Source organism: Novosphingobium sp. SG751A (assembly GCF_013149295.1).
In the GTDB taxonomy this organism is placed as follows: domain Bacteria; phylum Pseudomonadota; class Alphaproteobacteria; order Sphingomonadales; family Sphingomonadaceae; genus Novosphingobium.
On record NZ_JABGCB010000010.1, the window covers coordinates 82163 to 108435 of the forward strand.

Here is a 26273-nt window from a genome sequence, read left to right on the forward strand (position 1 = left end):
TTCCGATACTTGGCCGTCAATCAGTCCTGCGCCGCCCATTTGTGACAGCCGTTTGACATAAAAGTGTCATCATAGCGTCATAGTTGACGCCGAATTGTCACATACGGGAATCGCAAAAAGTGAAGCGCAACACATTTTATGCCAAGGCCGTGGGGGCGGCCAAGGCGCTTCTGGCTCTGGCCGCCATCACGCCCGCCGCCGCTATGGCCAGCGATGCCCAGCATTGGGAAATCGTCACGGCCACCGCCAATCTGGGCGACGGCTGGCGGGCCTCGGCGGAGAATATCACCCGCTTCAGCCAGTCGCGCGGCTTTTACGAACTGGAACAGAACGTGATGCTGGGCCATGAGATCGGCGACAAGGGCGGGCCACTGGGCATGGTGTTCTACGTTGGCTATACCCATGACCCGCAATATGCCCATGGCAATTTCGCCATCATGGAGCATCGCTTTCGCCAGCAATTGAGCTTCGACCGCCTGCTGACGCTGGGCCCGGTGCGGATTTCGGGCCGGATGCGGGTCGAGCAGCGCTGGCGCGAGGGCGTGAACGGCACGGCATGGCGGCTGCGTCCCTATATCAAGGCCGCGATGCCGGTGGTGGGCAAGGTCATGCTGGTGGCCGCGCATGAGAGCTTCATCGACGCCAACCGCAACGGATTTCAGCGCTTGGGCGGAGAGGAGCGGATGCGCAATTCGCTGGGGTTCAACATGCCTCTCAACCGCCGGGTCAATCTCGAACTGGGTTATCTGAACCAGCACGGCTTTGTGCCGGGCGGCAAGGATACCAATGACAATGTCGCCACGTTGGAAATCAAGGCGAATTTCTGACGACTTGCCCAAGGCGTCCGGGGCGGGCAAACCGGACGCCATGCTGCAAACCTATCTTGCCTATGGCCAATGGGCCAACCGGATACTTATTGATCGCCTGACCGACCTGCCGGACGCGGTGCTGGATGCGCCGCAGCCGGTGGTGTTCGGTTCGATCCGGCGGACGTATCACCATCTGCTGGTGATCGCGCAGGTCTGGCAGGGGCATCTGCTGGGCCGCGCGCATGGCTACACCAGCCGCGACCCCGGCCATCCGCCCCGCATGGCGCAGATCGGCGCGGCGCTGGCGGAACTGGATGCATGGTTCCTCGATTACGGCGCAGGGCTGAATGCCGATGCGCGCGCGCAGGAGGTCCGCTTCACTTTCATCGGCGGCGGGGATGGTGCGATGACGCGTGAGGCCATCCTGACCCATATCGTCAACCACGCCACCTATCACCGGGGTCATATCGTCGCCATGCTGAACGGGGCGGGAATCAGCATGGCGAACAGTGATATGCCGGTTTTCCTTACTGCCCCGGCCTGACCGGCTGGACCACCGGCGATGAGGTGAAGCTCGGCTGCGGCCCATAGCTGGGCGCGGGCGTCCCCACCGGCGTCCCTGACGGAGCAGGCACCCCCATCGGCGCAGGCATGACCGCAGGCGGCGGAGGCGGGGCAGGGCGCGGGTCCTTCAGATAATGGCTGAGCGGATTGGCGCCCTTATAGGCCGCATGGTCGGGATACATTGCCTCGTAAGTGACAGCGTTTTCCAGCACATGGGCAACATAGGAGCGGGTTTCGCTGAAGGGGATCTTCTCGATCCATTCGACCCATTCCGGCCCGCCCGGCATGCGCGGATCCCCGCGCGAGGCGATCCATTTGTTCACATTGCCCGGCCCCGCATTATAGGCCGCCACGGCCAGCGGATAGGACCCGCGATAGGAGGACACCAGCCGCTGGAAATAGGCATTGCCCAGTGTGGTGTTATAAAGCGGATCGTCGATCAGCGCCTGTGTCGAGGAAGGCAGGCCGAGGCGGCGTGCCTGCTCCGCCGCCGTTCCCGGCATCAACTGCATCAGCCCCCGCGCGCCGGTGCGCGACATGGCGTTCTGGCTGAACTGGCTTTCCTGGCGCGAAATGGCGTGGATCCATGTCCAGTCGCTGCCCGGAGGCGTTGGCGTGATGGGGAAGGCGGAATCGCGGAAGTTGTTGAAGCCTGCGTTCTCCGCCGCCTGGCCCACGATCACGGCCAGATCGCGCCGCCCCAGCGCGCGCGCAAGATCGGCCACCAGCGTGAAATCGGCCTCGACCTTGGCCTGATTGGCGATTTCGCGGAAGAAACGAATCGTGGTCTGCCATTCGGCATCGCGGGCCACTTCGCGCACGGCCTGGGTGATCGGGCGGGCGGCAAAGTCGCGGGCCTGCGCATGGGTGGGCGTGGCGCGGCGTCCATCATGCAGCGGCGGAATCGGCAGGCCCAGACGTTCCAGCGCCAGCAATCCGTGGAACTGATCGGGGAATTGCGCGGCCCAGCGGTAATATTCAAACGCGCCATTGGTCTGCCCAACGCTGTCCAGCGCGCGGCCTGCCCAGTAATAGCCCTTGGCCCGCGTCATCGGGGTGCGCGCGGCATGGGCGTAATTATAGAACAATTGCGCCGCGCCTTCCGGGTTGCGCAATTGCCAGAGCGCGGTGGTCCCGCCCAGCCACATCAGCGAGGTGTAATCGTCGCGCACGCCAAAGGCCATTTGCGCAATCTCGCTGCCCTCGGGGAAGCCTTCGGTGGCGCCTTGCGCGATGCGCAGCGAATCGGAAGGTCCGCCCGCGCGCGCGGCGGCCAGCAACACCCCCGTCCAGCGGCGCGGATCCAGCGCCGGGCGGGCCAGCGGCGGACGGGTGGCCAGCAGGCTGGCCGCCTCGGCCCCGCGCCCGCGCCGGATCAGATAGCGCGCCCGGTCCACCAGATAGCCCGGATCGGAGAGCATTTCAGGCGTGGCGGCCATCAGCGCCGGAGTAGGCGCGGCAGGAGCGGCCGGGGCAACGAGGCCGGGATTGGCCTCGGCGGTGATGCGGGCCATTTCGGCCTGTTCATCGGCGGTGCGCGCGGTGGCGGCGACCTGTTCTATCGCATCGGGCCCGACCATCGGCGTTTCCACGCCCGCGCCCTGCTGAATGGCCAGACGCGCCTGAGCCACGGCCCAGCGGGTCTGCGAGGCGCGGGTGAGGGCGCGCGCGGCCTGCGCGGTCGATCCGTCCCAGAGCAGCGCCTCCAGCCGCGAATCATGATCGGTCTGGGCGAATCTGTCGCCCCAGCGCGAGAGAATCGCCGCCTCCGCCGCATCGCTCATCGCGCCGCCGCGCCATGCTGCGCGGGCCACATCGGCCGCATCACGCGCCCGGCCCTCTGCCGCCAGCGCCAGCGCATATTGCGCGCGCGCCGGATTGGTCAGCGGGGGAAAACGATCAAACAGCGCCACGATCCGGGCTGAGGACACGTTCTGGATCGCCAGCGATTTTTCCGCCGCGCGGCGCAGGCTCTCCTCCAGAGGAAAGCCCGGCCATGCCAGCACAAAGCCCGCATAGGCATCAAAGCCCTGATTTTCCGTGCCGACCAGTGATTTCCACCGGGCAATGGCCGGGGCCACGGCGCCGGGTGCGCCGGCCTTTAGCTCGGCGCGGGCGCGGTCCCATTCGGCGCCCTCCTGACATTGCGCAGGCACGGACAGAACCGCCATCGCCAGTAGGGCCAGCGAGGCTATTCGGCGCCGACGGCGCGCAGAGGTGGATTTCGAACGGGGCATCATGGTGCTGGACACGATGGCCTATGGCTCCTTATCAGGCGTTGCGATAGTAGGCGCCGGCCCATGGCGCGGCAGGCGTAATGCCATGCCGCCTATAGGTGGGCGATGAAAGAGGATAAAGTCGATGTTTTCCGGTTCCATACCCGCTCTGGTGACACCTTTTCGCGATGGAGCGTTTGACGAGCCGACTTTCCGCCGTTTGGTGGACTGGCAGATCGAGAACGGTTCGAGCGCTTTGGTGCCTTGCGGGACGACGGGGGAAAATTCCACCCTGTCGAATGCCGAACACCACCGTGTGATCGAGGTCTGCATCGAGCAGGCTGCAGGGCGCGTGCCGGTGATCGCCGGTTGCGGCAGCAATGATACGCAAAACGCCTTGTTGCACATGACTTTTTCCAAGAAATGCGGGGCCGCCGCCGCGCTGCTCGTCGCGCCCTATTATAATCGTCCTTCGCAGGAAGGGTTGCTTGCCCATTTCTCCTATCTGGCCGAACATATCGACCTGCCGATCGTGCTGTACAATGTGCCGGCGCGCACCGTCACCGATATCAAGCCGGAAACAGTGATCGAACTGGCGCGCCGATTCCCGCAGCGGATTGTCGGCATCAAGGACGCCAGCGGCGACCTCTCGCGCGTGACCGATCACCGCATGGGCATCAGCAAGGACTTCTGCCAGCTTTCGGGCGACGATGAACTGGCGCTGCCTTTCAGCGCGGCGGGCGGGGTCGGGTGCATCTCGGTGACGGCCAATGTCGCGCCGCGTTTGTGCGCCGATTTTCAGGCAGCCTGCGCGGCGGGCAATCTGGCCGAGGCGCGCCGGTTGAACGATCTGCTCTATCCGTTGCACTATGCCATGTTCGAGGATGCCTCGCCGGGGCCGGTGAAGTATGCCTTGTCCAAGGTGTTCGAAGGCTTTGGCGCGGAGCTGCGCCTGCCGCTGGTGCCTTGCAATGAGGGCGCGCGCAAGGCGGTGGATGCGGCTTTGGTGCATGCCGGGTTGGTGAAGTGATGTAAGGAGGTTTTGCCTCCGGCGGGCAAAGGGTCTCGACCCTTTGCAATCCCGTTAATGGGTTTGGACGGCTTCGTTGCGTGTGCGGCGGGGCCGTCTTTTTTATGGGCTGCGGCGCAGCGAAGTTGGGTTTGTTGGCGTCGAAGGCTTTATTGTTCCATCGTCGCGTCCGACTCCTTTGGACGAGCCCTGGGCGTAACAAAGACAGTAACGGGAGTGCGAGAGTCTGGGCCCTCGCATTTAGATTTTCTTACACACTTGTGTAATTTGCTAACATCCGTTACCTTCCTCCTCGCGCCGCCCAAGAGCGCGAATCCGAGAGAGGAGCAGTTGATGGCCACCACCTTTGACCCCACCCATGACGCCGTGGAGGATCAGCAGCGGCAGGCGCCCGCCCTGATCCGCTATCTGGCGCCGGGAGATTTCGTCACCCGGCGCTATGTTCGTGCGGGGGCTGAGATCAACACTGGCGAATATCGCGATTACGAGGCGGTGGTGCGCGACGGCATGCCGATCCGCGATCACTTCGCCTTTGACACGCATGGCTTCATGATCGGTAAGGGGCCCAGCACGGTCGAGGATTTCTGGAACCGCGACGAGGTGAACGAAAAATATCACGCCGAGGCTGCGCAGATTATTCGCGACCTGACCGGCGCCGACCGGGTGGCCACGCAGGGTTGGATGATCCGCACCAGCGCTGATCTTTCGACTCGTGCTCAGGAAAAGACCGAAAATTATCAACATGCCGGTGGCATTCAGCCGCCCGCAGGCGAAGCCCATGTCGATTACAATACGCTGACCGGCCAAAAGGCGGCGGCCCGGATGCATGAACAGCATTTTGGATCGCGCGATGGCTATCGCCGCTTCTGCTGTGTCTCGCTGTGGCGTACCTTTTCGCCTGGGCCGCAGGATTGGCCGCTGGCGGTGTGCGATGGGCGTTCGGTTGCTGATTCCGAGGGCGTCTCAAATACGCTGTTTGTGGTCGATGAATTTCCGGTGGGCGATGCTCTCACTGCGCCTGTAGAAGGCGAGGACCAGATGATCGCTGCCTATATTTTCCGCCAAAATCAGGCGCATCGCTGGTGGTATTTTTCGAACATGAGCCGCGATGATGTGCTCTTGTTCAAGTTTCACGACAGCGATCACACCCGCACCTGGCGCTGTCCGCACACGGCCTTTCACGACACCAGTCTGCCCGGTGTCCAAATTCGCGCCAGCATCGAATTGCGGGCGGTTGCCTATTGGGATTGATGGTCGATCTTGCTCTTCGCGATACCCAAAGGGGCAACTAACCCATCGCTAACCATTAGCGAATCTGGGCTTTTGATCGAGCCGTAGAGGATCACATGGTAGCGGTGGGGTGAATTTGATTTTACGACGAATTTCTGACTATTGTGCGAAAAATCCGAACGGTTCCTGAATAAATCACCCCTTATAGAGGGAAAACAGATTAAACAGCTTGATTTTCCAACGAATGTGGAATTGCCAAGGGGGATGTCGGAAACGCGCCAGACTTTAGAACAGCGTCGCAATCGCAATTATGAGGAGACACACCGCCAGCTAGTGGAACGGGCGGTGGGACTGATAGGGCGCGATGGTGTCGAATCTTTAACCGTGGCAACGCTTGCGCGTGATGCCCGGATGAACCGTTCGACTGTATACTACCATTTTGACAGTCGCGAATCATTGTTGGCGGCCGCCAAGGGATGGTTTGGGGCAAGATTGAGCGAAATGATGGTCGCGCCCGGCGATTCGCAGGCGTGGCTGGAAAAGGCCGTCCATTTTTCGCTGACCAACCCCGAATTGATGCATGAATGGATTATGGATCTGGTCAAGGACACGCCGATCCATCGCAATTTTCCCCGCTGGGACGATCTGGTCGAACTGGCTTCGCGCTCGCCCCAAGTGGTGCGCCATGAGGATGGCAAGGGCGGGCCTTCCGCCGCTCTGCCTCAGGATGCCGAGATTTGGGCCACGATGTTGCTGGCCAGTGTGGTGATAGCACCGCGTGTATTTCGCATGGCGGTCCGCCCCGATCAGGAAATCGAGCTGGTGTCGCGCCATTATGCGCAATTGCTGCGCAGGATGTTGCAGTCGACCCAGCGTGCTGCAAGATAAGGGATGGGTGCGCCATGAATTGCGACAGACTGCCTTGCGCTTTCACTTGGCGTTCAGCCAGACGCTGGTTATAGGCCAAAGCATGTCTAAGCCCAGCATCAGCCTGTCGCCGCGTGTTCTCCTCCTTGCCTGTGCCGTTGGCGCGATGGCGATCACCGGCGGTTGCGCCGGACGGGGCAAGAAGCCCAAGGATACCGCCTATGTCGCGCGCGACGTCGATTCGCTCTATCTGGAGGCGAAGAAGCGTCTGGATCAGGGTGAGGACAAGACCGCCGCGGCCCTGTTTGACGAGGTGGAGCGTCAGCACCCCTACAGCCCCTGGGCCCGCCGCGCACAGTTGATGAGCGCGTTTTCCTATTATTCGGCGCGCGATTACGCCAAGTCGGTGCAGTCGGCGCAGCGCTTCCTTTCGATCCATCCGGGCAACAAGGATGCGCCTTACGCCTATTACCTCATCGCGATGAGCTATTACGAGCAGATCAGCGATGTCAGCCGCGATCAGAAGATCACGCTTCAGGCGCTCTCGGCGCTCAATGACGTGGTGCGCCGCTATCCCAACACGCGCTATGCCACCGATGCGCGGCTCAAGGTCGATCTGGTGAATGACCATCTGGCCGGCAAGGAAATGGACATTGGCCGCTTTTACGAGCGTTCGGGCCGTTGGCTGGCCGCCGATATCCGTTTCCGCAACGTGATCGACAAGTATCAGACGACCAGCCACACCGCCGAGGCGCTGTTCCGTCTGGTGGAAACCAATCTGGCGCTGGGCATTCCGGCAGAGGCGCAGAAATACGCCGCCGTGCTGGGGGCGAACTATCCGGGCAGCGAGTGGTATGAGAAGGCCTATGCGATGATGGGCAAATATGCCCCCGGCACCAAGGTCAGCTGATCGTTCCAAACGGCGGTTTTACAAAGGCCCGCGCCCGCAACGGCGCGGGCCTTTTGCGTTGAAACGCAGGGGAAGGGCATATCTGTGCACGACACCGTGGAATGTCTAACCCGGTGATTGACATTTTCTTCGGATGAGCGCTGTTATGCCGCCGCCATGCTATCGCAGAAAACCCGCTATACGATCCGCGCGCTTCAGCACCTTGCTGACCTGTGGCAGCAGGGTCCGATTCGGCTCGACGCGATTGCCGAGGCGCAGAATATTCCGCGTAAGTTCCTCACCGTGATCCTGTCGGAAATGGTGCGCGAAGGGCTGGTGATCAGCCATCGCGGCCGCGAGGGCGGCTATGAACTGGCGCTGGCGCCATGCGATATCCGCTATGGTGACATCATCCGTCTGACGCGAGGAAGTCTGGCGCTTGTTCCTTGTGCGAGCCGTTTTGCTCACGAACATTGCGCCAATTGCCTGCCTGAGGTTGATTGCCGGTTGCGTGGGCTGATGCTGGCCGTGCGCGACGAAATGGCCGCGATGCTCGACCGGCTGACTTTGGCCGACCCGATTCTGGTCGAACCGCCCTTTGCCGACCCGCCTGAAGAATCCCCGGCCGAGGCTGCGGAATAGGGACTTACCCTAATTGGACCCCAAGCCGCGATGGTCCATACCGGCGGCGAAGGGCTGGTCCGATATGAGCGAATTGCGCAAGATTACCGCGCAGGATCAAGGTGAGCGGTTTGATGAAGCCGCCGCGGCCCAACTGGCGCGCGATGTGCTGGAGGCGCAGGGCGCGGCGCCCCGAATGGTGCTGCATCCTGATGGGCCCGAATTGCTGGACGTCCATCGGGACGACCGCGCCATCCATATAGAACACTGGCTTATCATGGGCGTCTGGCTGACCACGATTGTGGTCGCGCTCTGGCGGTTCCTGCTTTGAAAGCATAGACGCGCCGCTTCGCTTCGGCTAGAACGCCTAGCGAACATGCTTAGCCATCTTTCCATTCGCAACATCGTGTTGATCGAGGCGCTTGATCTGGCTTTCGCGCCGGGTCTTGGCGTGCTTACGGGCGAGACAGGGGCGGGCAAGTCGATCCTGCTCGATGCTTTGGGCCTGATTCTGGGCATGAGGGCCGATAGCGGACTGGTGCGTGCAGGCGCTGAGCTGGCCAGCGTGACCGCCTCGTTCGAGCCGGGCGCGTTGCATGACGCGGTGGCGCAAACGCTGGCCGATGCGGGCGTGGAGGTGGAGCCGGGCGAACCGATCCTGATCCGGCGTCAGATCAAGGCCGATGGCGGCTCCAAGGCTTTCATCAACGATCAGCCCGCCAGCGTGGCCCTGCTGCGCGAGGTGGCGCCCTATCTGGTTGAAATCCATGGGCAGCATGATGATCGCGGGCTGGTCAATCCGCGCGGGCATCGCGCCTTGCTCGACCGCTATGCGCGGGTGGATACCGCCGCGATGGAGGGGGCGTGGAAGGCTTGGGGGCAGGCCGAGGCCAAGCTGGCCAAGACGCGCGCAGGAATCGCCAAGGCGGCCGAAGATCGCGAGCTTTATCAGGCGCATGTGGCCGAACTCGAAGCTCTCTCTCCTCAGGCGGGGGAGGAAGAGGAGCTGGCCGGCGAGCGCGCAACGATGCAGAAGGGCGAGCGTCTGGCGGGCGATCTGGCTGCGGTGCAGCAGGTGTTTGCCGGATCGCATTCGCCGCTGGCCGAATTGCGCGTGGCGGCGCGGCGGCTAGACCGGATCGCGGGCGAACATGCCTTGCTCGAAGAAGTGCTGGCCGCGCTCGACCGGGCGATGATCGAGGCCGATGATGCCGAGGACAAGCTGAACCGGGCGCTTGATGCGCTGGCGTTTGATCCTTTGGCGCTGGACCGGGTGGAAACGCGGCTGTTCGAGCTGCGCGCGGCGGGGCGCAAGCATAGTTGTGCGGTCGAGGAATTGCCCGCCAAGCTTGAGGAAATGCGCAGCGCTTTGAGCGCCATCGAGGGCGGCGAGGCCGAGGTGGCGGCGCTGGAACAGGCTGCGGCCAAGGCGCGCGCAGCATGGCTCAAACTGGCCGAGGCGGCAAGCAAGGCGCGCAGCGAAGCGGCGCTGAGGCTGGACGCGGCGGTCAAGGCTGAACTCGCACCGTTAAAACTGGACGCGGCGCGGTTTCGCACCGATGTGGCCCGGCTGGACGAGGGACAGTGGGGTGCGTCGGGCATGGATCGCGTTGAATTCATGATCGCCACCAATCCCGGCGCGGATTTCGCGCCGCTGGCCAAGATCGCTTCGGGCGGTGAATTGTCGCGCTTTATCCTCGCCTTAAAGGTCGCTCTTGCCGAAGAGGGTGGGGCGGCCACGATGATCTTCGACGAAATCGACCGGGGCGTGGGTGGCGCGGTGGCGCAGGCCATTGGTGAGCGTCTGGCGCGGCTTGCTTCCACGGGGCAGTTGCTGGCCGTGACGCATAGCCCGCAGGTCGCGGCGCGCGGGGGGCAGCATTATTTCATCGCCAAATCCTCCGACGGACTGGTGACGCGCACCGGGGTTGTCCTGCTCGACGGCGGCGGGCGGCAGGAGGAAATCGCGCGGATGCTTTCTGGTGCGGAGATTACGCCTGAGGCGAGAGCGCAGGCGGACCGGTTGCTGGAGCGGGTTTAGCAGGGGCGCGGGCAAAGGGTCTCGGACCCTTTGCAATCCCGTTTTTGGGGTGGGTTGTTTGCGGTGTGGCGCAACGGGGTTGGAAAGCCTGCGGCGCGGCGAAGGTATGCTAAGCCCTTTGCACAATATAGACATTAATAGGAGCGCGAGGGTCTAGACCCTCGCATTTTCAACACTATCTACCTTTCCATGCATCCTCTCGACCGCCCCTTCTGGACCGCTCTCAACACCCGCCAATCGCATCTCGCTCGCTGGAATGCGGCGCAAACGGCGGTGCGAATCGACCCCGATTACGGTCCCTTCGCCAATGCCGCGGCGGGGCATAATGCTGCGCTGGCCACCCTGCTCATCGGGCCGGAGGATGAAATCTGGCTGGTCGAACCGGAAGAGGTGATCGTTCCCGGCCTGACCGCCAAACTGACCGCGCCTTTGGTGCAGATGGTATCGCAAGGTCCGCCGCCTCTGGCCGACTTTGCCGGGATTGTCCCGCTTGACGAAAGCCATGCTGATCAGATGGCCGCGCTGGCCATCGCCACTAAACCCGGCCCTTGGGGGACGAAAACGCGCCTTTATGGGCAATTTTACGGCATGTTCGATGGCGACAGGCTGATCGCCATGGCGGGCGAACGCGCGCGCCCCGGCGATGGTTGGGCCGAGGTCAGCGGAGTTTGCACCGATCCTGATTATCGCGGGCGAGGGCTGGCGCGGCGCTTGATCCTGCGCGTCATGGCCGATCTGGCGACGCGGGGCGATGGGGCCTATCTGCATTCCTGGGCGGGCAACGCCGGGGCGATCGCACTTTATGAACAACTCGGTTTCGCCATTCGGCGTCCGATGGTGGCGAGCGTGCTGGCGCTGGGCTAAGAGGCGGGCATGACTACGCCCTCATCTTTGCCGAATGAAGCTGAAGCCGCCAACGAACTGATGCGCCTTGCCCGCAAAATCAACCGGGCGAACAAGGCCTATCACCTCAATGACGCGCCCGATATTTCCGACCCGGAATATGACGCGCTGGTGCGCCGCAATGCCGAACTTGAGGCGGCCTTTCCGCATTTGATCCGCCCCGACAGCCCGACCAACAAGGTGGGCCATGAGGTCGCCGCCTCGCCCTTGCGCAAGGTCGCGCATGAGGTGCGGATGATGAGCCTCGACAACGCGTTTTCCGACGAAGAGGTGGGCGAATTTGTCGCGCGCGTGCGGCGGTTTTTGAACCTTGCCGAAGACGCGCCGGTGGCCTTTACGGCCGAGGACAAGATCGATGGCCTTTCGCTCTCGCTGCGCTATGAGCAGGGCAGGCTGGTGCGCGCGGCCACGCGCGGCGATGGGCAGGTGGGCGAGGATGTGACGGCCAATGTCGCACATATCCCCGATATTCCTCAGGAATTGCAGGGCGAGGCGCCCGAGGTTTTCGAGATTCGCGGCGAAGTCTATATGGAGCGCGCCGCCTTTGTCGCTTTGAACGAGCGGCAGGAGCAGGCGGGCGACAAGACTTTTGCCAACCCGCGCAACGCGGCGGCAGGGTCTTTGCGGCAAAAGGATGCGCGGGTCACGGCCTCGCGCCCTCTGCGCTTCCTTGCCCATGGCTGGGGCGCGGCGAGCAGTATTCCGGCGAGCGGCCAATGGGCGATGATGGAGCGGATTGCGGCATGGGGCGTGCCGGTTTCTCCATGGCTGCGGCGCTGCGAGGATCTGGAGAAGATGCTCGAGCATTATCGCAATATTCAGCTACAGCGTCCTGATTTACCTTATGAAATTGACGGTGTGGTTTACAAGGTCGATAACTTCGGCCTTCAGGATCGCCTCGGCTTTGTCGCCAAGGCGCCGCGCTGGGCCATCGCGCGCAAATTCCCGGCCGAGCGTGCCGAGACCACTCTGGAAGCCATCGACATTCAGGTGGGCCGCACGGGCAAGCTGACCCCGGTGGGGCGTCTGGCGCCAGTGCTGGTGGGCGGCGTGACCGTCACCAATGTCACGCTGCATAACCGCGATGAGATCGCGCGGCTTGGCGTGAGGATCGGCGACCGGGTGGTGTTGCAGCGTGCGGGCGATGTGATCCCGCAGGTGGTGGAAAACCTGACTCGTGAGGTTGAACGGCCTGCGTTTGAATTTCCCGACCATTGCCCCGAATGCGGCAGCGAAGCTGTGGCCGAGGAAGGCGAGGTCGATGTGCGTTGCACCGGGGGGCTGATCTGCCCGGCTCAGCGGACCGAACGCCTCAAGCATTTTGTCAGCAGGGGCGCATTAGATATTGAAGGATTGGGTGAAAAGACCATCATTGAGTTCTTCAACCTTGGCTGGCTGGAAAGCCCGGCGGACATTTTCCGCCTCCGTCGCCGCCGCGCCGATATTGTCGGGCGTGAGGGGTGGCAGGATAAGTCTGTGGATAACCTGTTGGCGGCCATTGAGGCCAAGCGGGAACCCGATGCGGCGCGGCTGCTGTTCGGGCTGGGCATTCGCCATGTCGGGGCGGTGACGGCGCGCGATTTGTGCAAGCGTTTCGTGACCTTGCCTGCGCTGCGCGAGGTGGCGCAAAAGGCCAACCAATTGCGCACCGATGAGGAGGCGGACGCAACTGATCTTCCTGAAGTGGCCGATGCACGGGCCGAACTGGTGGGGATCGACGGCATTGGCCCCGCTGTGATCGAGGCGCTGGGTGATTTCTTCCACGAGGCGCATAATGTGGCCGTGTGGGAGGATCTTCTCAGTGAGGTGAGCCCGCCCGATTATGTCGTGGAAACCAAGGCCAGCGAGGTTGGCGGCAAGACGGTGGTGTTCACCGGCAAGCTGGAAACGATGAGCCGGGATGAGGCCAAAGCGCAGGCCGAACGTCTGGGCGCGCGCGCGGCCGGGTCGGTCAGCGCGAAAACCGATTTGGTTGTGGCCGGACCGGGGGCAGGATCCAAACTGGCGCAGGCCGAGAAGCTGGGCATTGCCGTTATCACCGAGGCGGAATGGGCCGAAATTGTCGCACGGGCGGGGTAAAACCACGCTTACAAAATCTTACACACGAAAGCCTTGGCATTCCCCGGCGTTAGGATAGGGTCCCACTCGTCTCATAACAGGTGGGGAGTATCAGATATGTCGAAGGCGTGGATGATCGCGGGCGCTCTGGCGCTGATGGTGCCGGGCGCGGCGCTCGCCAAGGACAGTGGCGCGCAGGGCAACAAGGCGGCCATTGCGGCGGCTCTGGCCGACAAGGATCGCCCCGAGGCCGATGTGTCGCGCGATGCCGGGCGCAAGCCGGGCGAATTGCTGGCCTTTGCCGGGGTGAAGCCGGGGATGAAGGTGGGCGAACTGCTGCCCGGTGGCGGCTATTTCACGCGCCTTCTGTCCAAGGCGGTGGGCCCCAAGGGCGTGGTCTATATCTGGATGCCCGCCGGTACGCCGCCTGATCGTCTGGCACGACTCGATCCGATCCTGAAAAACCCGGCTTTCGCCAATGTGAAGCTGGTGTTGGGCGAGCAGATTGCGCCGCCTGAAAAGGTCGATCTGATCTGGACCACGCAGAACTATCACGATCTGCACCACACCGGCAAAAGCCCCGAGCCGACCAATGCGGCGGCGCTGGCGGCGCTGAAGCCAGGCGGGACCTATCTGGTGAGCGACCATGCGGCGAAATCGGGTTCGGGCACCACGGATACGGACGCGCTGCATCGCATCGACCCCGAGTTGGTCAAGGCCGAGGTGGTCAAGGCCGGCTTTAAATTTGCCGGAGAAAGCAAGGCGCTGGCCAATGCAGAGGACGATCACACCAAGAAGGTGTTCGATCTGCATGACAAGACGGATCAGTTTTTGCTGAAGTTTACGAAGTAGGGAAGGGTTTGCCTCCGGCGGGCCAAGGGACTCGGCCCTTGGCAATCCCGGTAATGGGGGTGATTGCAGGGCAGTTTATTTTATAGAGCCTGCGGCGCTGGGATATAGCGCAGATGAGCGCCGCAGGCTTTAATTTGAGAGGCTGCGTCGTAAACCCGGCTCAGCGCTACAGTCATGGGAGCGCGAGGGATGAGTCCCTCGCATCACCACTTCTTCGACCAATCCGGCAACGCCCCCATCTGCGAGGCATGCACTCGCGCAAAGCTCCGCTTGCGCAGCCACAGGATCGACCAGTCGCCCGAGACCATCCGCGCGGCAAGGCGCATGCCCGCCCGGCGACAGGCCGCGCGCACCTGCGCCTCCTGTGTTTCCAGCAGGCCTGCCAGCAGCAGATGCCCGCCCGGCACCAGCGATTTGGCAAAATCGGGCGCCAGCGAGATCAGCGGCCCGGCAAGGATATTGGCGATCAGCAGGTCATAAGGCCCGCGCGCCTGCAGCACCGGATCGTCCATGCCATCGGCCACGACCATCGTGACCTCGCCCGCGCGGGCGCCCATGGGAAAGCCGTTGACTGCGCAATTATGCTCGACCACGCCGACGCAGGCCGCGTCAATATCGCTGGCCGTGGCATGGGCGCGCGGCCACAATTCCAGCGCGGCAAAGGCCAGCAGGCCTGTGCCGGTGCCAATGTCGGCCACATTGCGCGCGATCACGCCCTGATCCTTCATATGGCCCAGCATGGTCAGGCAACCGGCGGTGGTTTCATGATGGCCGGTGCCAAAGGCGCGACTGGCGGGGATTTCGAACGGGATCAGCCCCGGGACCGGTGCGTGATCGGGCGTGTGGACGCAGAATCGTCCCGCCACGATCGGCTCGAGACCTTCCTGGCTGGCCGTGATCCAGTCGATGTCCGGCAGGCGTTCGAGGATCAGTTCCGGAGTCGTATCGGCAAACAGGGCGACGACGGCATTTTTATCCGCCTCGTCCGGCTCACGGGGCAAGTAGGCCTCCAGCACCCATTCCTCGGGCTTGTCCTTGGCCACTTCGCAGCCCGACAGCACAATCTCAAAATCCCAGTCAAAGGCGTCCTCATGCGCGATCAGCGCCGCCTCGATCTGTTTTCGGGGCCCAAAAACGGTGATTTTCCAGTTTTCGGTGGATTCAGGGCTGTCATTGGCGTCGGTCATGTCCGCGCAGATAGGCGCAAGGTCTGCCAATGCCAAGTGGCCGCGAAAATGACCTCTATGTTACCATTCAATTGCGACTTTAGCGGCAATGCCTCATTGTGAAGCTTGCGCGCGACAAGGATTTGGCTAAGGGGATTTTCGCGCGGGACTGTCCCGCAACGCAACATGAACCAGCCCAAGGGGGATTCGTCGCAATGGCTCAAGCCTCGCAAGCCCGCAAAGCGCGGCCGCTTTCACCGCATTTGCAGATCTGGCGCTGGGGACCAGCTATGGCTGTCTCGATTTTGCACCGTGCCTCGGGCAGCGCCGCGTCGTTTGCCGGGCTTGGCCTGCTGCTTTGCTGGCTGGGCACTCTGGCTGCCGGTCCTGACGCCTATGCGCTCTTTCTGGCGCAGGCTGGTACCTGGTATGGCCGCATCGTGCTGATCGGTATCAGCTGGTCGGTCTTTAATCACGCCGTTTCGGGTGTCCGTCACTTCCTGCTCGACATCGGCGCGGGCTTTGAAGTGAAGAGCAACAATTTCTGGTCGGCGCTTTGCCCGGTCATTGGCATCTTGCTGACGGCGGCCTTCTGGGCCTGCCTGCTGGCCCGTTAAGGGGATTGGAAGATGGGTAACGGAACTTCCGTAGGCCGCGTCCGCGGTCTTGGCTCGGCCCATTCGGGCTCGCATCACTGGCTGCTCCAGCGCTTCACCGCCATCGGCAATCTGGTGCTGACCAGCTGGCTGGCCGTGTCGCTGATGGCGCTGCCGAATTTCTCTTACATCACGCTGCGCGACTGGATCGTCAGCCCCGTGACCTCGACCGGTCTGGCGCTGTTTGTGATCAGCACCTTCTGGCATGCGCGCCTTGGCCTTCAGGTCGTGGTGGAAGACTATGTTCATGAGGCCGGCGCCAAGTTCGCCGCCATGACCGCGTTGAACCTGGCCGCCTTTGGCGGCGCGGCCTATGGCCTGTTCAGCATCCTCCGTCTCGCGCTGGGAGCATAAAGAATGTCCGCGCCTGCTTACAAGATCATCGATCACACCTATGACACCGTGGTTGTCGGCGCCGGTGGCTCCGGCCTGCGCGCCACCATGGGCAGCGCAGAAGCCGGTCTGCGGACCGCCTGCATCACCAAGGTGTTTCCCACCCGTTCGCACACCGTGGCGGCGCAGGGCGGCATCGCGGCTTCGTTGAAGAACAACACGCCCGATCACTGGACCTGGCATATGTACGACACCGTCAAGGGGTCGGACTGGCTGGGCGATCAGGACGCTATCGAATATATGGTACGCGAAGCGCCTGCTGCGGTTTACGAACTGGAGCATGCCGGTGTGCCCTTCAGCCGCAACGCCGATGGCACGATCTATCAGCGCCCGTTCGGCGGCCACATGCAGAACATGGGCGAAGGCCCGCCGGTGCAGCGCACCTGCGCCGCGGCCGACCGCACCGGCCACGCCATGCTCCACGCGCTGTATCAGCAGTCGCTCAAGTATGACGCCGACTTCTTCATCGAATATTTTGCCATCGACCTCATCATGGACAATGGCAAATGCGTTGGCGTTATCGCCATCTGCCTCGATGACGGTACGATCCATCGCTTCCGCTCGCATGCGGTGGTGCTGGCCACGGGCGGCTATGGCCGTTCGTATTTCACCGCCACCTCGGCCCATACCTGTACCGGCGACGGCGGCGGCATGGTGCTGCGCGCGGGCCTGCCCTTGCAGGACATGGAATTCGTGCAGTTCCACCCGACCGGCATTTACGGCGCGGGCGTGCTGATCACCGAAGGCGCGCGCGGCGAGGGCGGTTACCTCACCAACGCGCAGGGCGAGCGTTTCATGGAACGCTATGCTCCTTCGGCCAAGGATCTGGCGTCGCGTGACGTGGTTTCGCGCTCGATGGCGCTGGAAATTCGAGAAGGCCGCGGCGTCGGCCCGCATGGCGATCACATCTATCTGCACCTCGATCACATCGATCCCAAGGTGCTGGGCGAGCGTTTGCCGGGCATCACCGAGAGCGGCAAGATCTTTGCCGGTGTCGACCTGACCCGTCAGCCTCTGCCAGTGGTGCCGACCGTTCACTACAACATGGGCGGCATTCCCTGTAACTATCACGGCGAAGTCGTGACCATCGGGCCGGACGGCAACCCCGATACCGTGGTTCCGGGCCTGTTCGCTGTGGGCGAAGCGGCCTGCGTGTCGGTCCATGGTGCGAACCGCCTTGGCTCGAACTCGCTGATCGACCTTGTGGTGTTCGGCCGCGCAACCGGCCATCGCCTGAAGGAAATCGTGAAGCCCGGTCAGGCGCATGGCGAACTGCCCGCCGACTCGGCCGATCTGGCGCTGACCCGTCTGGATCATTTCCGCCACGCCAAGGGCGGCAGCTCGACCGCGGAGATCCGCACCGAGATGCAGCGTACCATGTCGGGCCACGCCGCCGTGTTCCGCACTGACGAACTGATGGCCGAAGGCAAGACCAAGCTGGCCGCGACCTATGACAAGATGCAGGACATCGCGATCAAGGACCGCTCGCTGATCTGGAACTCGGATCTGATCGAGACGCTCGAACTCGACAACCTGATCTCGCAGGCTTCGGTCACGCTTCATGGCGCCCACGCCCGCAAGGAATCGCGCGGCGCGCACGCTCACGAAGACTTCCCTGATCGCAATGATGGCGAGTGGATGAAGCACACCGTGGGCTGGTTCGACGGCTGGGGCGGCAAGGGCGGCAACGTCAAGCTCGACTATCGTCCGGTCCACGAATACACGCTGACCGACGATGTGGAATATATCAAGCCGAAGAAGCGCGTTTATTAAGACGCCGGTTTCGGATTGAAATGCAAAAGAGCCGAGGGTGAGGAGCCTTCGGCTTTTTTGTTAAGGTTTTAGGAGAATATGCGAGGGACTAGCCCCTCGCGCTCCCATTACTGTTGGCGTTGTGCAACAGGTTCGGCCAATGGGTGTCGGACGTAGCGTTCCAATTTTAAAGCCTGCGGCGCTTTTGGGAGCAAACTCTCCGCGCCGCAGGCTTTCAAAAATCATCGCACAATCTGGCCAACCTCCCACGACCCCCAAAAGGGGATTGCAAAGGGACAAGTCCCTTTGCCCGCCGGAGGCACCTTTCCTGAAAATCACCCCGGCCGCGCCGGATAGCCACACCCCTTTTGCAATCCCACGCCTTTCAAAAAGGCCCGTCGCGCAAACCCGGCATAGATCGCCTGCTGCAGGGCGCGGTTTTCCGCATTGGCGCCGCTGATTTCGCGCACGATGCCGCGAAAGGGCAGGATACCGCCGACCAGATCCTGCGCCACTTTGCCGGGGATGACCTTGCGCCCGCTGCGCTGTGCGGCATCGACATCCTCGCCCAGCACGGCATTGAGTTGACCGACCTCTTTTTGCAGAGCCGCGCAGCGCTTCATGCCTGCCAGACCATAGGGCGCGGCCTGAGCGCGCAGCAGGATGTCGGGCACCGCCTTCTTGCGGATATTGAGATCGCTCAGCGGCGTGGTGGCGACATCCTCGACGCTGGGCGCGGCGCGGGTCACGGGGGGCGGGCTTTTGGGCTGGACGCTCTGGGGCTGAGCGTCTTGAGCGTGCAGCACGCGCGGCGTGGCCATAATGGGGACCAAGGCTATAGCGATCAATCGGCAAAGGGTCATCGGCTTTGTCCCGTTCATCCGTTCCTCTCTTGAGGTAGAATGCGCGAGACGGCAAATGGTGGCGTCAGCCCTTTATCGGCGCGAAAGTATCGCATTTCGCCGGATCGCCGCTTTCCATTCCCCGTCGCAGCCATTCCATCCGCTGGGCTGAAGTGCCATGGGTAAAGGCGGCCTCGACCGGCGCGCGCCCTGCTGATTTCATCAGCGTATCATCACCGATCTGATGCGCTGCATTCAGCCCGCTTTCCATATCGCCCTTTTCCAGCCGGTCACGGTTGCGCGCGGCCCAAACCCCGGCATAACAATCGGCCTGAAGCTCCAGCCGGACCGAAAGCGGGTTGGCGGCATCGGGATTGCGCTCCTGCTGCGCCTGAACCTTGGCCGATGTGCCCAGCAGGCTCTGGATATGATGGCCATATTCATGGGCGATCACGTAATCGCGCGCGAACTGGCCGGTTGCGCCCAGTTCGGTGTCCATTTGGCGATAGAAATCGGTGTCGAGATAAATTCCATGATCGGCAGGGCAATAAAACGGTCCCATCGCGCTTTGCGCCGCGCCGCAGCCTGATGACCCGCGCGAAGAATAGAACACGAGGCGAGGGCGGGCGAAATTGTGCCCGCGCCCTTCGAACAATCCGCGCCATGTCTTGTTGAGCGAGGAGAGTGCGTTGCAGCTCTCCCGGCTTGCCGCATCCACGGTGCAACTGCTGGCCGCATCGCTGCCGCTGGCCACGGGGCGCTGCACAACGGGGGCGCCGATCTGGCCGCCGCCGGCAAGGCCAAGCACGCTGAGCGGGTTGAAGCCGAGCATCCATGCGCCAACCATCAGGACCGCAATCGTGCCGATCCCAAGGCCGCCGCCGCCCAGTTGCAGCCCCTGGCCACCCCCGCCAAAGCCGAAGCCGCCAAAGCCGCCCCCCAGACCACCGCCGCGTCCGCGCTGATCTTCGATGTCCACATCATTGGGGTCGAAATCGTCAAGCCGCATGAAACTGTTCCTGTCCTCGCGCCCCTAGATCGGGATTTTCCCCCAGCCTTGCAAGCGCGCGATGATGCGTGGAGGCAACTTTCGGAATTTTCCCCATTTTGGCGTCATCGCCGGTCTTGCGGGGCAGGACGTTCTGTGTAGGCTGAGCCGCGATGACACGAGGCCGAGTAGCGACAGACAGCAGGAGGCGGCGCAGCATTTTGCCGCCCGCGGTCGCGTTCCTGGCCGCTTTTTGCGCCATGCCCGCCGCCGCCCGCACCGACAGCAAGAGCGAAAAGCAGATCGAGGCGCAATTGCTCGATCATATCCGCGTGCTGGCCAGCGATGATTTCGGCGGGCGCGAACCGGGCACCGATGGCGAGGCCAAGACCTTGCGCTATATCGGTCGGCAATTGTTCGAAATGGGGCTGGTTTCGGGCACGAATCAACCGGCCAACCCTTGGTATTCGCCCGTGAAACTGGTTGCGCGCGAACCGGCGGGCAGCGTGGCGCGTTTTTCGCGGCGGGGGCGCGTGCTGCCCTTTGATCAGGATCAGGCGCTGTTGCTGACCTCGGGGCGGCGTTCGCTGGTGCAGGGGGCGCCGCTCTATTTCGTGGGCCGGGGCAATGTGGTGCCGCCGCGCGCGGAGCTGGCAGGACGGGTGGCGCTGTTGCTCGACGATCAAGGTGGGCTGGGGGCAAGGGAGGCACCCTATGGACCTGATGCTTCGCAGCGCCAGAATGCCTTGCTGGCGGGCGGGGCGGCGGCCGTGGTCACGGTGCTGGATGGTCAGCGCACGCTGAACGGCGTGGCAGAGCGGCGGCGGCGTCAGGGCTATGCGCTGGCCAGCGAGGCGCTGGGCGGCGATATGGAAGGTTTCCTCTCGCCCGAGGGGCTGGAGCAGGCGTTGGCGGGCGTGCCGGACAATCTGGCCAGCCTGAGGCGTGAGGTGGATAAGCCTGACTTTGCGCCCCATCTGCTCGACGTTTCGGCCAGTTTTGAGGCGACCACGCGTGAAACCACCATTCGCACGCACAATCTGATCGGCCGCATTCCGGGGCGTAAACCGGGGGCAGGGGCGGTGCTGCTGCTGGCCCATTGGGACCATTTCGGCCAATGCGCCAGCCCGCCTGCCGAACATCTGATCTGCAACGGCGCGGTGGACAATGCCAGTGGGGTTGCCGCCTTGCTGGAAGTATCACGGCGGTTGGTGAAGGTGCCGGGCGGGATGGAGCGCGATGTCATTGTGCTGTTTACCACCGGCGAGGAAATCGGCCTGCTGGGCGCGGAGGCTTTTGCGGAAAATCCGCCTTTGCCGCTGAAAAATATCGTGGCTGCGTTCAACATCGATTCGGTGGCGATTGCGCCTGCCGGAACGCCGGTGGGAATCGTGGGGCGCGGGATGACCGTGCTGGACACAGGCATCGCGACGGTGGCGCGTGAACAGAAGCGCAAGCTGTCGATGTCGGATGAGCCCAATCGTTATATCCGCCGTCAGGATGGCTGGGCGCTGATGTCGCATGATCTGCCCGCCGTGATGGCGACCAGCGCCTATGGCGATCTGGGGCGGCTCGAAAAATATTTCGACAGCGATTATCACCGTCCCCAAGACGTGGTGAAGCCGGGCCTCGAATTGGGCGGGGCGGCCGAAGATGTGGCTTTCCATGTCGCATTGGTGCAGTATTTTGCCGATACCAAACGCTTTCCGGCTACGGTGGTAACAGGAACTCGCTGAACCTTTCGCAGCCTTGAACGGGTGGTTCATTGACGGCCCATCGGGCCGGGCATATCCATGGCAAGTCGTAACCTGCGACGATGGAGGGATTGTATGAAAAAGCTGCTTTTGCCGATGGCTCTGATGGCTCTGGTTGCGTTGCCCGCCAGCGCACAAGCTGAACAGTGCCGCAACGCCAAGGGTCAGTTCGCCAAGTGCGGTACGCCCGGCGCGATGCCGTCCAAGCCCAAAGCCGGGCCTGCGATGAAGCCCGCCGCGCCCGCCATGAAACCTGCTGCGCCAGCGATGAAGCCCGCCGCCCCTGCCATGAAGCCTGCCGTCCCGGCGATGAAGCCTGCCGCGCCCGCCATGGCCCCGGCCAAGAAGGCGCCGTGCAAGGACGCCAAGGGCAAATTTATCAAATGTGCGGCCTAAACGGTTGACGCATCCGGGACGGGATTGAGGCAGCGCGTCGGGTCATCCGCCCGGCGCGCTGTTTTGCTTTGAAATTGCCGGTTTTTAATGGCTTTGGTCAAAAATATATGGTGAATTGTTAACCAGTGTTGGTCATCCTTTTTAATCAGTAGTTATACGAATCATTGCCCAACGAAACGTGTCGCCGTCGCTCGGGGGAAAAGAGGTTGCCATGAAGTTTTATCTCGCCACCTCATTCATTTTTCCGCGCTCGCTGCGGATGCGGATTTTCTTCCTGTGCTTTGTCGCCACCCATGTGCCGCTGCTGACTTATACGGTCTGGGGGCTGGCCACGGGGCGGATCGCGGCGGCGGCTTTCTGGCTTTTGCTGACGGCAACGGCGGTGGGCACGGTGCTGGCTCTGCTGGGCATCGGGGCCTTGCTGGCGCCGATTGAGAAGCTGGCCGATGCGCTAGACACGCAGGATGAGGAAGAGGGCGGCGAGGGGGCGGTGGATCTGTCCCGCGCGCAGGATCTCATTCAACGGCTCTATAATGGCGTTCACCGCGCGCGTCGTTCGACCGACAAGACGATCCGCGATCTGGATGTGGCGGCGAATGAGGACATGCTGACCGGCATCCTTAATCGGCGCGGTTTCATGAAGAAGGTCAATGCCTTGCCTGCATCGCAGCGCCACGGCTGCTTTGCCATTCTGGATATTGACCACTTCAAGCGGGTCAATGACGAAATGGGCCATGACGAGGGCGACCGGGTGCTGCGCGCGCTGGCCGGGCGTTTGTCGGAACAGACGCGGCGGGCCGATATTGTTGCGCGCTGGGGCGGCGAGGAATTCGTGGTCTTTTTCAACGGCGTGATTGAGACCGAGGCCTGCTGGGCGCTTGAGCGGATCGCATGGCGGATGCAGGGGGATCCGATTGGCCGGATCGATGATCGACCGATTACTTTTTCAGGCGGTGTGTGCCGCTGGGTCGAGGGCGATCTGACCGGTTCACTCACCCATGCCGACGAGGCGCTTTACGAGGCAAAGCGCAATGGGCGCGATCAGGTCTGCACGGCGGTGGCGCTGACGCCCGCACGATAAAATCGCCCCGCGCGGCGCGCGATAAAATCGCCCTGCGCAGCGCGCAATAAAATCGCGATGTCATGAAAAGAGCCTGAACTCCCCTCTAGCCCTTTGCGCCATGCTTGTTTACATGGGCCGCCACGAATCGATGGGCGGATTCATCAAACGCCCTTCAGCATGGGAATTCAGCGTGGCGATCATGGACATCTCTCTCGGCCTCACTTTCGACGACGTGCTGCTGCGTCCTGCCGAAAGCGACATCGTGCCCTCCATGGCCGATACGCGCACTTGGCTGACCAAGGGCATCGCTCTTAACATTCCGGTGATCTCATCCGCGATGGACACAGTGACCGAGGCCGACATGGCCATCGTCATGGCGCAGATGGGCGGCATCGGCGTGCTGCACCGCAATCTGACCATTGAGGAACAGGTTGCCGCCGTGCGCGCGGTCAAGCGTTTTGAAAGCGGCATGGTGGTTAACCCGATCACCGTCGGTCCCGACGCCACGCTGGGCGAAGCGCGCGCGATCATGCAGGCCAACCGCATCAGCGGCATCCCCGTGGTCGAAGTCAGCGGCAAGTTGGTGGGCATCCTGACCAACCGCGACGTGCGCTTTGCCGACAATGCGGCCCAGCCGGTGCGCGAACTGATGACGCATGAAAACCTCGCCACCGTGCGGGCGGGCGTCAATCAGGAAGAAGCACGCAAGCTGCTGCACGCACGCCGCATCGAAAAGCTGCTGGTGGTGGACGATGCCTATAAGTGCGTTGGCCTGATCACTGTCAAGGACATCGAAAAGGCCGTGACCTATCCGGCCGCGACCAAGGATGGTGCGGGCCGTCTGCGCGTGGCGGCTGCTACGACTGTGGGTGAAAAGGGCTTTGAGCGTACCTCTGCGCTGATCGAGGCGGAATGCGATGTGGTGATCATCGACACCGCCCATGGCCATAACCGCGATGTCGCCCGCTCGGTCGAGCGCGTGAAGAAGCTTTATCCCCATGCTCAGGTGGTGGCGGGCAACGTTGCCACCGCCGAGGCGACCAAGGCGCTGATCGACGCAGGCGCGGATGCGGTCAAGGTCGGCATCGGGCCTGGGTCGATCTGCACGACGCGCATCGTGGCGGGCGTGGGCGTGCCCCAGCTCACCGCGATCATGGAAGCGGCCAGCGCCGCGCGTGACGCGGGCGTGCCGGTGATCGGCGATGGCGGTCTGCGCACCTCAGGCGATGCGGCCAAGGCTCTGGCAGCGGGCGCTTCGACGGTGATGGTCGGCTCACTGCTGGCGGGCACCGAGGAAGCACCGGGCGAAACCTTCATCTATCAGGGTCGCGCCTATAAGGCCTATCGCGGCATGGGCAGCGTCGGCGCCATGGCGCGCGGATCGGCTGACCGCTATTTCCAGCAGGATATCAAGGATCAGATGAAGCTGGTGCCCGAAGGCATCGAAGGTCAGGTGCCCTACAAGGGGCCAGCCAAGGATGTCATCCATCAGCTGGTTGGCGGCGTGAAGGCGGCCATGGGCTATACCGGCTGCGCCACGATCGAGGAACTGCGCACCAAGGCTCGTTTTGTCCAGATCACCAACGCTGGTCTGAAGGAAAGCCATGTTCATGACGTGACCATCACGCGTGAGGCGCCGAATTATCCGACGCGTTGATAAGGTTTGCCTCCGGCGGGTAAAGGGCCTTGACCCTTTGCAATCCCATTATGGGGTGTTTCGCTGGTGAAGTTGGGCAATGTGTTAAAGCCTGCGGCGCGGAGAGCTTATGCTTGTGGCGCCGCAGGCTTTAAAATTTGAACGGAGCGTCCGACACCCAACGGCGAACCCGTGGCGCAACAAAGACAGTAATGGGAGCGCGAGGGTCTAGACCCTCGCATTCAAACTTTCTTCAAAACCCCAAAAGGCGAAGCCCACCCGACATGACCCCCCAAGCCCGTGTTCAGGCCGCGATTGAGATCCTTGACGAGGTGATTGCGGCGGCGCGCAGGCAAGGCGCTCCGGCGGATCGAATCATCACCGAATGGTTCCGCACGCGCCGCTTTGCCGGCAGCAAGGATCGGCGGGCGGTGCGCGAACTGGTCTATGGGGCGATCCGCGCCTGCGGTCCGGTTCCGGCCGGCGGTCGTGCGGCCATGCTGCGTTTGGCGCAGGGGGACGCGGCGCTGAGCGCGCTGTTCGATGGCGGGCGTCATGCGCCTGCGCCGATTGATCCGCTGGAGGAGGTGGCGCTGGGCGGGGTAGCCCCGGACTGGCTGGCGCAGCGTCTGGCGGCCGGCGGTGTTGCGGGGGCGGATGCTCTGGCCTTGCTTGACCGCGCGCCTTTGGATGTGCGCGTCAATGCGCTCAAGGCGGATCGCGCCTCGCTGGCCTTGCCGGAAAGTGGTGAGGCTTTGCTGGCCGCGCAAGGCTTGCGTTTTCCCGCCAATACCCCGGTTGAGGGCTGGGACGCCTATACGCAAGGGCTGATCGAGGTGCAGGACGGCGGCTCGCAACTGGTGTGCGGCGCGGTCGAGGCGCAGCCGGGCGAGACGGTGATCGACCTTTGCGCCGGTGCGGGGGGCAAGACTTTGGCTCTGGCCGCAGTGATGGGCAATCGCGGGCGGCTGATCGCGTGTGATGTGGACCGGGCGCGGCTTTCGCGTTTGGCCCCGCGTGCCGAACGGGCTGGCGCGCTGATTGCCGAAACGATCCTGATGAACCCCAACCGTGAGGTGGAGGCTCTGGCCCCGCTGATGGGGCAGGCCGACGCGGTGCTGATCGACGCACCTTGCAGCGGGACCGGCACATGGCGACGCAATCCCGAGGCGCGCTGGCGGCTGACCGAGGTTGAACTGGGGCGGATCGCGGGCATTCAGTCGCGGTTGCTCGATCTGGCGGTGGGGCTGATCAAGCCGGGCGGGCGGATCATTTTCGTCACCTGTTCGCTGTTGGACGAGGAGGGCGCGGATCAGTTCGCCGCTTTCCTCGCCCGCTATCGCGCGATGTGCCCGGAGCCTATCGACATCGCGGCCGGTGAGAAACGCGGGCAAGGTATTCGCCTTACCCCGGCGCGAGACGCCACCGATGGCTTCTTTGTTGCGCGCGCCCGCTTGTTGTAAGCGCAAGCCTTTGGTAGCAAGATTGTCATGTTCGAAGCCTCCCCTGATATTCGGCGGTTTCGCCCCGTTTCGGCCAAGGAAATA

25 protein-coding genes and 1 pseudogene are annotated in these 26273 nt (G+C 63.0%); 21 read left to right on the plus strand and 5 right to left on the minus strand.

The features are described from left to right. The first annotated feature begins 119 nt into the window (after positions 1 to 119). Positions 120 to 827: a DUF2490 domain-containing protein gene (locus tag FHW96_RS14740; RefSeq protein WP_371815724.1), complete on the plus strand. Its 708-nt coding sequence runs from the start codon at positions 120 to 122 to the stop codon at positions 825 to 827. 40 nt (positions 828 to 867) lie between these two features. Beyond that, positions 868 to 1353 (plus strand): DinB family protein, encoded by a 486-nt coding sequence (locus FHW96_RS14745; RefSeq protein WP_172341345.1) that lies wholly within the window; start codon positions 868 to 870, stop codon positions 1351 to 1353. On the opposite strand, the gene FHW96_RS26760 is transcribed toward FHW96_RS14745, so the two are convergent. Further along, positions 1337 to 3625 (minus strand): lytic transglycosylase domain-containing protein, encoded by a 2289-nt coding sequence (locus FHW96_RS26760; protein WP_172341346.1) that lies wholly within the window; start codon positions 3623 to 3625, stop codon positions 1337 to 1339. The two genes, FHW96_RS14745 and FHW96_RS26760, sit on opposite strands and share 17 nt — an antisense overlap. A 109-nt stretch (positions 3626 to 3734) precedes the next feature. Between FHW96_RS26760 and dapA the strand changes: the two genes are divergently transcribed. The 11 genes and pseudogenes from dapA (at position 3735) to FHW96_RS14800 (ending at position 14080) form a co-directional block, all read left to right on the plus strand. Then, the gene (gene dapA / locus FHW96_RS14755) at positions 3735 to 4619 is read left to right on the plus strand and encodes a 4-hydroxy-tetrahydrodipicolinate synthase (RefSeq protein WP_172341347.1); all 885 of its coding nucleotides are present in this window, start codon (positions 3735 to 3737) and stop codon (positions 4617 to 4619) included. Between the two features lie 333 nt (positions 4620 to 4952). After that, positions 4953 to 5870 (plus strand): CmcJ/NvfI family oxidoreductase, encoded by a 918-nt coding sequence (locus FHW96_RS14760; RefSeq protein ID WP_172341348.1) that lies wholly within the window; start codon positions 4953 to 4955, stop codon positions 5868 to 5870. Between the two features lie 243 nt (positions 5871 to 6113). Beyond that, positions 6114 to 6308, plus strand: a pseudogene (locus tag FHW96_RS26765) (TetR/AcrR family transcriptional regulator); the annotation flags it as partial. A gap of 42 nt (positions 6309 to 6350) precedes the next feature. Further along, positions 6351 to 6737: a hypothetical protein gene (locus tag FHW96_RS26245; protein ID WP_253950979.1), complete on the plus strand. Its 387-nt coding sequence runs from the start codon at positions 6351 to 6353 to the stop codon at positions 6735 to 6737. Positions 6738 to 6819: 82 nt separating this feature from the next. Next, on the plus strand, positions 6820 to 7626 hold the full coding sequence (locus tag FHW96_RS14770; protein ID WP_172341350.1) for an outer membrane protein assembly factor BamD: 807 nt from the start codon (positions 6820 to 6822) through the stop codon (positions 7624 to 7626). A gap of 156 nt (positions 7627 to 7782) precedes the next feature. Then, positions 7783 to 8247, plus strand: coding sequence for an Rrf2 family transcriptional regulator (locus FHW96_RS14775; RefSeq protein ID WP_172341351.1), 465 nt, complete (start codon positions 7783 to 7785; stop codon positions 8245 to 8247). 64 nt (positions 8248 to 8311) lie between these two features. Then, entirely contained in the window at positions 8312 to 8557 is a 246-nt protein-coding gene (locus tag FHW96_RS14780; protein WP_172341352.1) for a hypothetical protein, read from the plus strand. A gap of 45 nt (positions 8558 to 8602) precedes the next feature. Then, entirely contained in the window at positions 8603 to 10267 is a 1665-nt protein-coding gene (gene recN / locus FHW96_RS14785; RefSeq protein ID WP_172341353.1) for a DNA repair protein RecN, read from the plus strand. Between the two features lie 189 nt (positions 10268 to 10456). Further along, positions 10457 to 11131 (plus strand): GNAT family N-acetyltransferase, encoded by a 675-nt coding sequence (locus tag FHW96_RS14790; RefSeq protein ID WP_172341354.1) that lies wholly within the window; start codon positions 10457 to 10459, stop codon positions 11129 to 11131. Between the two features lie 9 nt (positions 11132 to 11140). Next, on the plus strand, positions 11141 to 13249 hold the full coding sequence (ligA, locus tag FHW96_RS14795) for an NAD-dependent DNA ligase LigA (protein WP_172341355.1): 2109 nt from the start codon (positions 11141 to 11143) through the stop codon (positions 13247 to 13249). A 96-nt stretch (positions 13250 to 13345) separates the two neighbouring features. After that, positions 13346 to 14080: a class I SAM-dependent methyltransferase gene (locus tag FHW96_RS14800; RefSeq protein WP_172341356.1), complete on the plus strand. Its 735-nt coding sequence runs from the start codon at positions 13346 to 13348 to the stop codon at positions 14078 to 14080. 203 nt (positions 14081 to 14283) lie between these two features. Here the strand turns inward: FHW96_RS14800 and FHW96_RS14805 are convergent, their stop codons facing one another. Next, the gene (locus FHW96_RS14805; RefSeq protein WP_172341357.1) at positions 14284 to 15267 is read right to left on the minus strand and encodes a 50S ribosomal protein L11 methyltransferase; all 984 of its coding nucleotides are present in this window, start codon (positions 15265 to 15267) and stop codon (positions 14284 to 14286) included. 194 nt (positions 15268 to 15461) lie between these two features. Between FHW96_RS14805 and sdhC the strand changes: the two genes are divergently transcribed. Genes sdhC through sdhA form a run of 3 tightly spaced genes read left to right on the plus strand, consistent with a single transcriptional unit; the run spans position 15462 to position 18068 of the window. Then, positions 15462 to 15863: a succinate dehydrogenase, cytochrome b556 subunit gene (sdhC, locus tag FHW96_RS14810; RefSeq protein WP_172341358.1), complete on the plus strand. Its 402-nt coding sequence runs from the start codon at positions 15462 to 15464 to the stop codon at positions 15861 to 15863. 12 nt (positions 15864 to 15875) lie between these two features. Then, a complete protein-coding gene (gene sdhD / locus FHW96_RS14815; RefSeq protein ID WP_172341359.1) occupies positions 15876 to 16256 on the plus strand; it encodes a succinate dehydrogenase, hydrophobic membrane anchor protein in 381 nt (126 codons plus the stop codon). A gap of 3 nt (positions 16257 to 16259) precedes the next feature. Continuing rightward, the gene (gene sdhA / locus FHW96_RS14820) at positions 16260 to 18068 is read left to right on the plus strand and encodes a succinate dehydrogenase flavoprotein subunit (RefSeq protein WP_172341360.1); all 1809 of its coding nucleotides are present in this window, start codon (positions 16260 to 16262) and stop codon (positions 18066 to 18068) included. Between the two features lie 314 nt (positions 18069 to 18382). Here the strand turns inward: sdhA and FHW96_RS14825 are convergent, their stop codons facing one another. From FHW96_RS14825 to FHW96_RS14835, 3 genes are all read right to left on the minus strand, one after another. Continuing rightward, positions 18383 to 18868 carry a hypothetical protein gene (locus tag FHW96_RS14825; RefSeq protein ID WP_172341361.1) on the minus strand — a complete coding sequence of 162 codons (486 nt, stop codon included), beginning with the start codon at positions 18866 to 18868 and terminating at the stop codon, positions 18383 to 18385. A gap of 106 nt (positions 18869 to 18974) precedes the next feature. Beyond that, entirely contained in the window at positions 18975 to 19898 is a 924-nt protein-coding gene (locus tag FHW96_RS14830; protein ID WP_172341362.1) for a neutral zinc metallopeptidase, read from the minus strand. Beyond that, complete coding sequence (locus FHW96_RS14835; RefSeq protein WP_172341281.1) at positions 19888 to 20139, minus strand: hypothetical protein; 252 nt, start codon at positions 20137 to 20139, stop codon at positions 19888 to 19890. Before FHW96_RS14835 ends, FHW96_RS14830 begins: the two co-directional genes overlap by 11 nt. On the opposite strand from FHW96_RS14835, the gene FHW96_RS14840 reads away from it, so the two are divergent. The 5 genes from FHW96_RS14840 (at position 20138) to FHW96_RS14860 (ending at position 26189) form a co-directional block, all read left to right on the plus strand. Then, positions 20138 to 21613 (plus strand): M28 family metallopeptidase, encoded by a 1476-nt coding sequence (locus FHW96_RS14840; RefSeq protein ID WP_253950981.1) that lies wholly within the window; start codon positions 20138 to 20140, stop codon positions 21611 to 21613. The two genes, FHW96_RS14835 and FHW96_RS14840, sit on opposite strands and share 2 nt — an antisense overlap. Before the next feature lie 93 nt (positions 21614 to 21706). After that, positions 21707 to 22027, plus strand: coding sequence for a hypothetical protein (locus FHW96_RS25975; protein ID WP_216650906.1), 321 nt, complete (start codon positions 21707 to 21709; stop codon positions 22025 to 22027). A 211-nt stretch (positions 22028 to 22238) separates the two neighbouring features. Then, positions 22239 to 23108 (plus strand): GGDEF domain-containing protein, encoded by an 870-nt coding sequence (locus FHW96_RS14850; RefSeq protein WP_172341364.1) that lies wholly within the window; start codon positions 22239 to 22241, stop codon positions 23106 to 23108. A gap of 181 nt (positions 23109 to 23289) precedes the next feature. Next, positions 23290 to 24747 carry an IMP dehydrogenase gene (gene guaB / locus FHW96_RS14855; protein WP_172341476.1) on the plus strand — a complete coding sequence of 486 codons (1458 nt, stop codon included), beginning with the start codon at positions 23290 to 23292 and terminating at the stop codon, positions 24745 to 24747. A gap of 263 nt (positions 24748 to 25010) precedes the next feature. Continuing rightward, positions 25011 to 26189: an RsmB/NOP family class I SAM-dependent RNA methyltransferase gene (locus FHW96_RS14860; RefSeq protein WP_172341365.1), complete on the plus strand. Its 1179-nt coding sequence runs from the start codon at positions 25011 to 25013 to the stop codon at positions 26187 to 26189. Positions 26190 to 26273 lie beyond the last annotated feature (84 nt).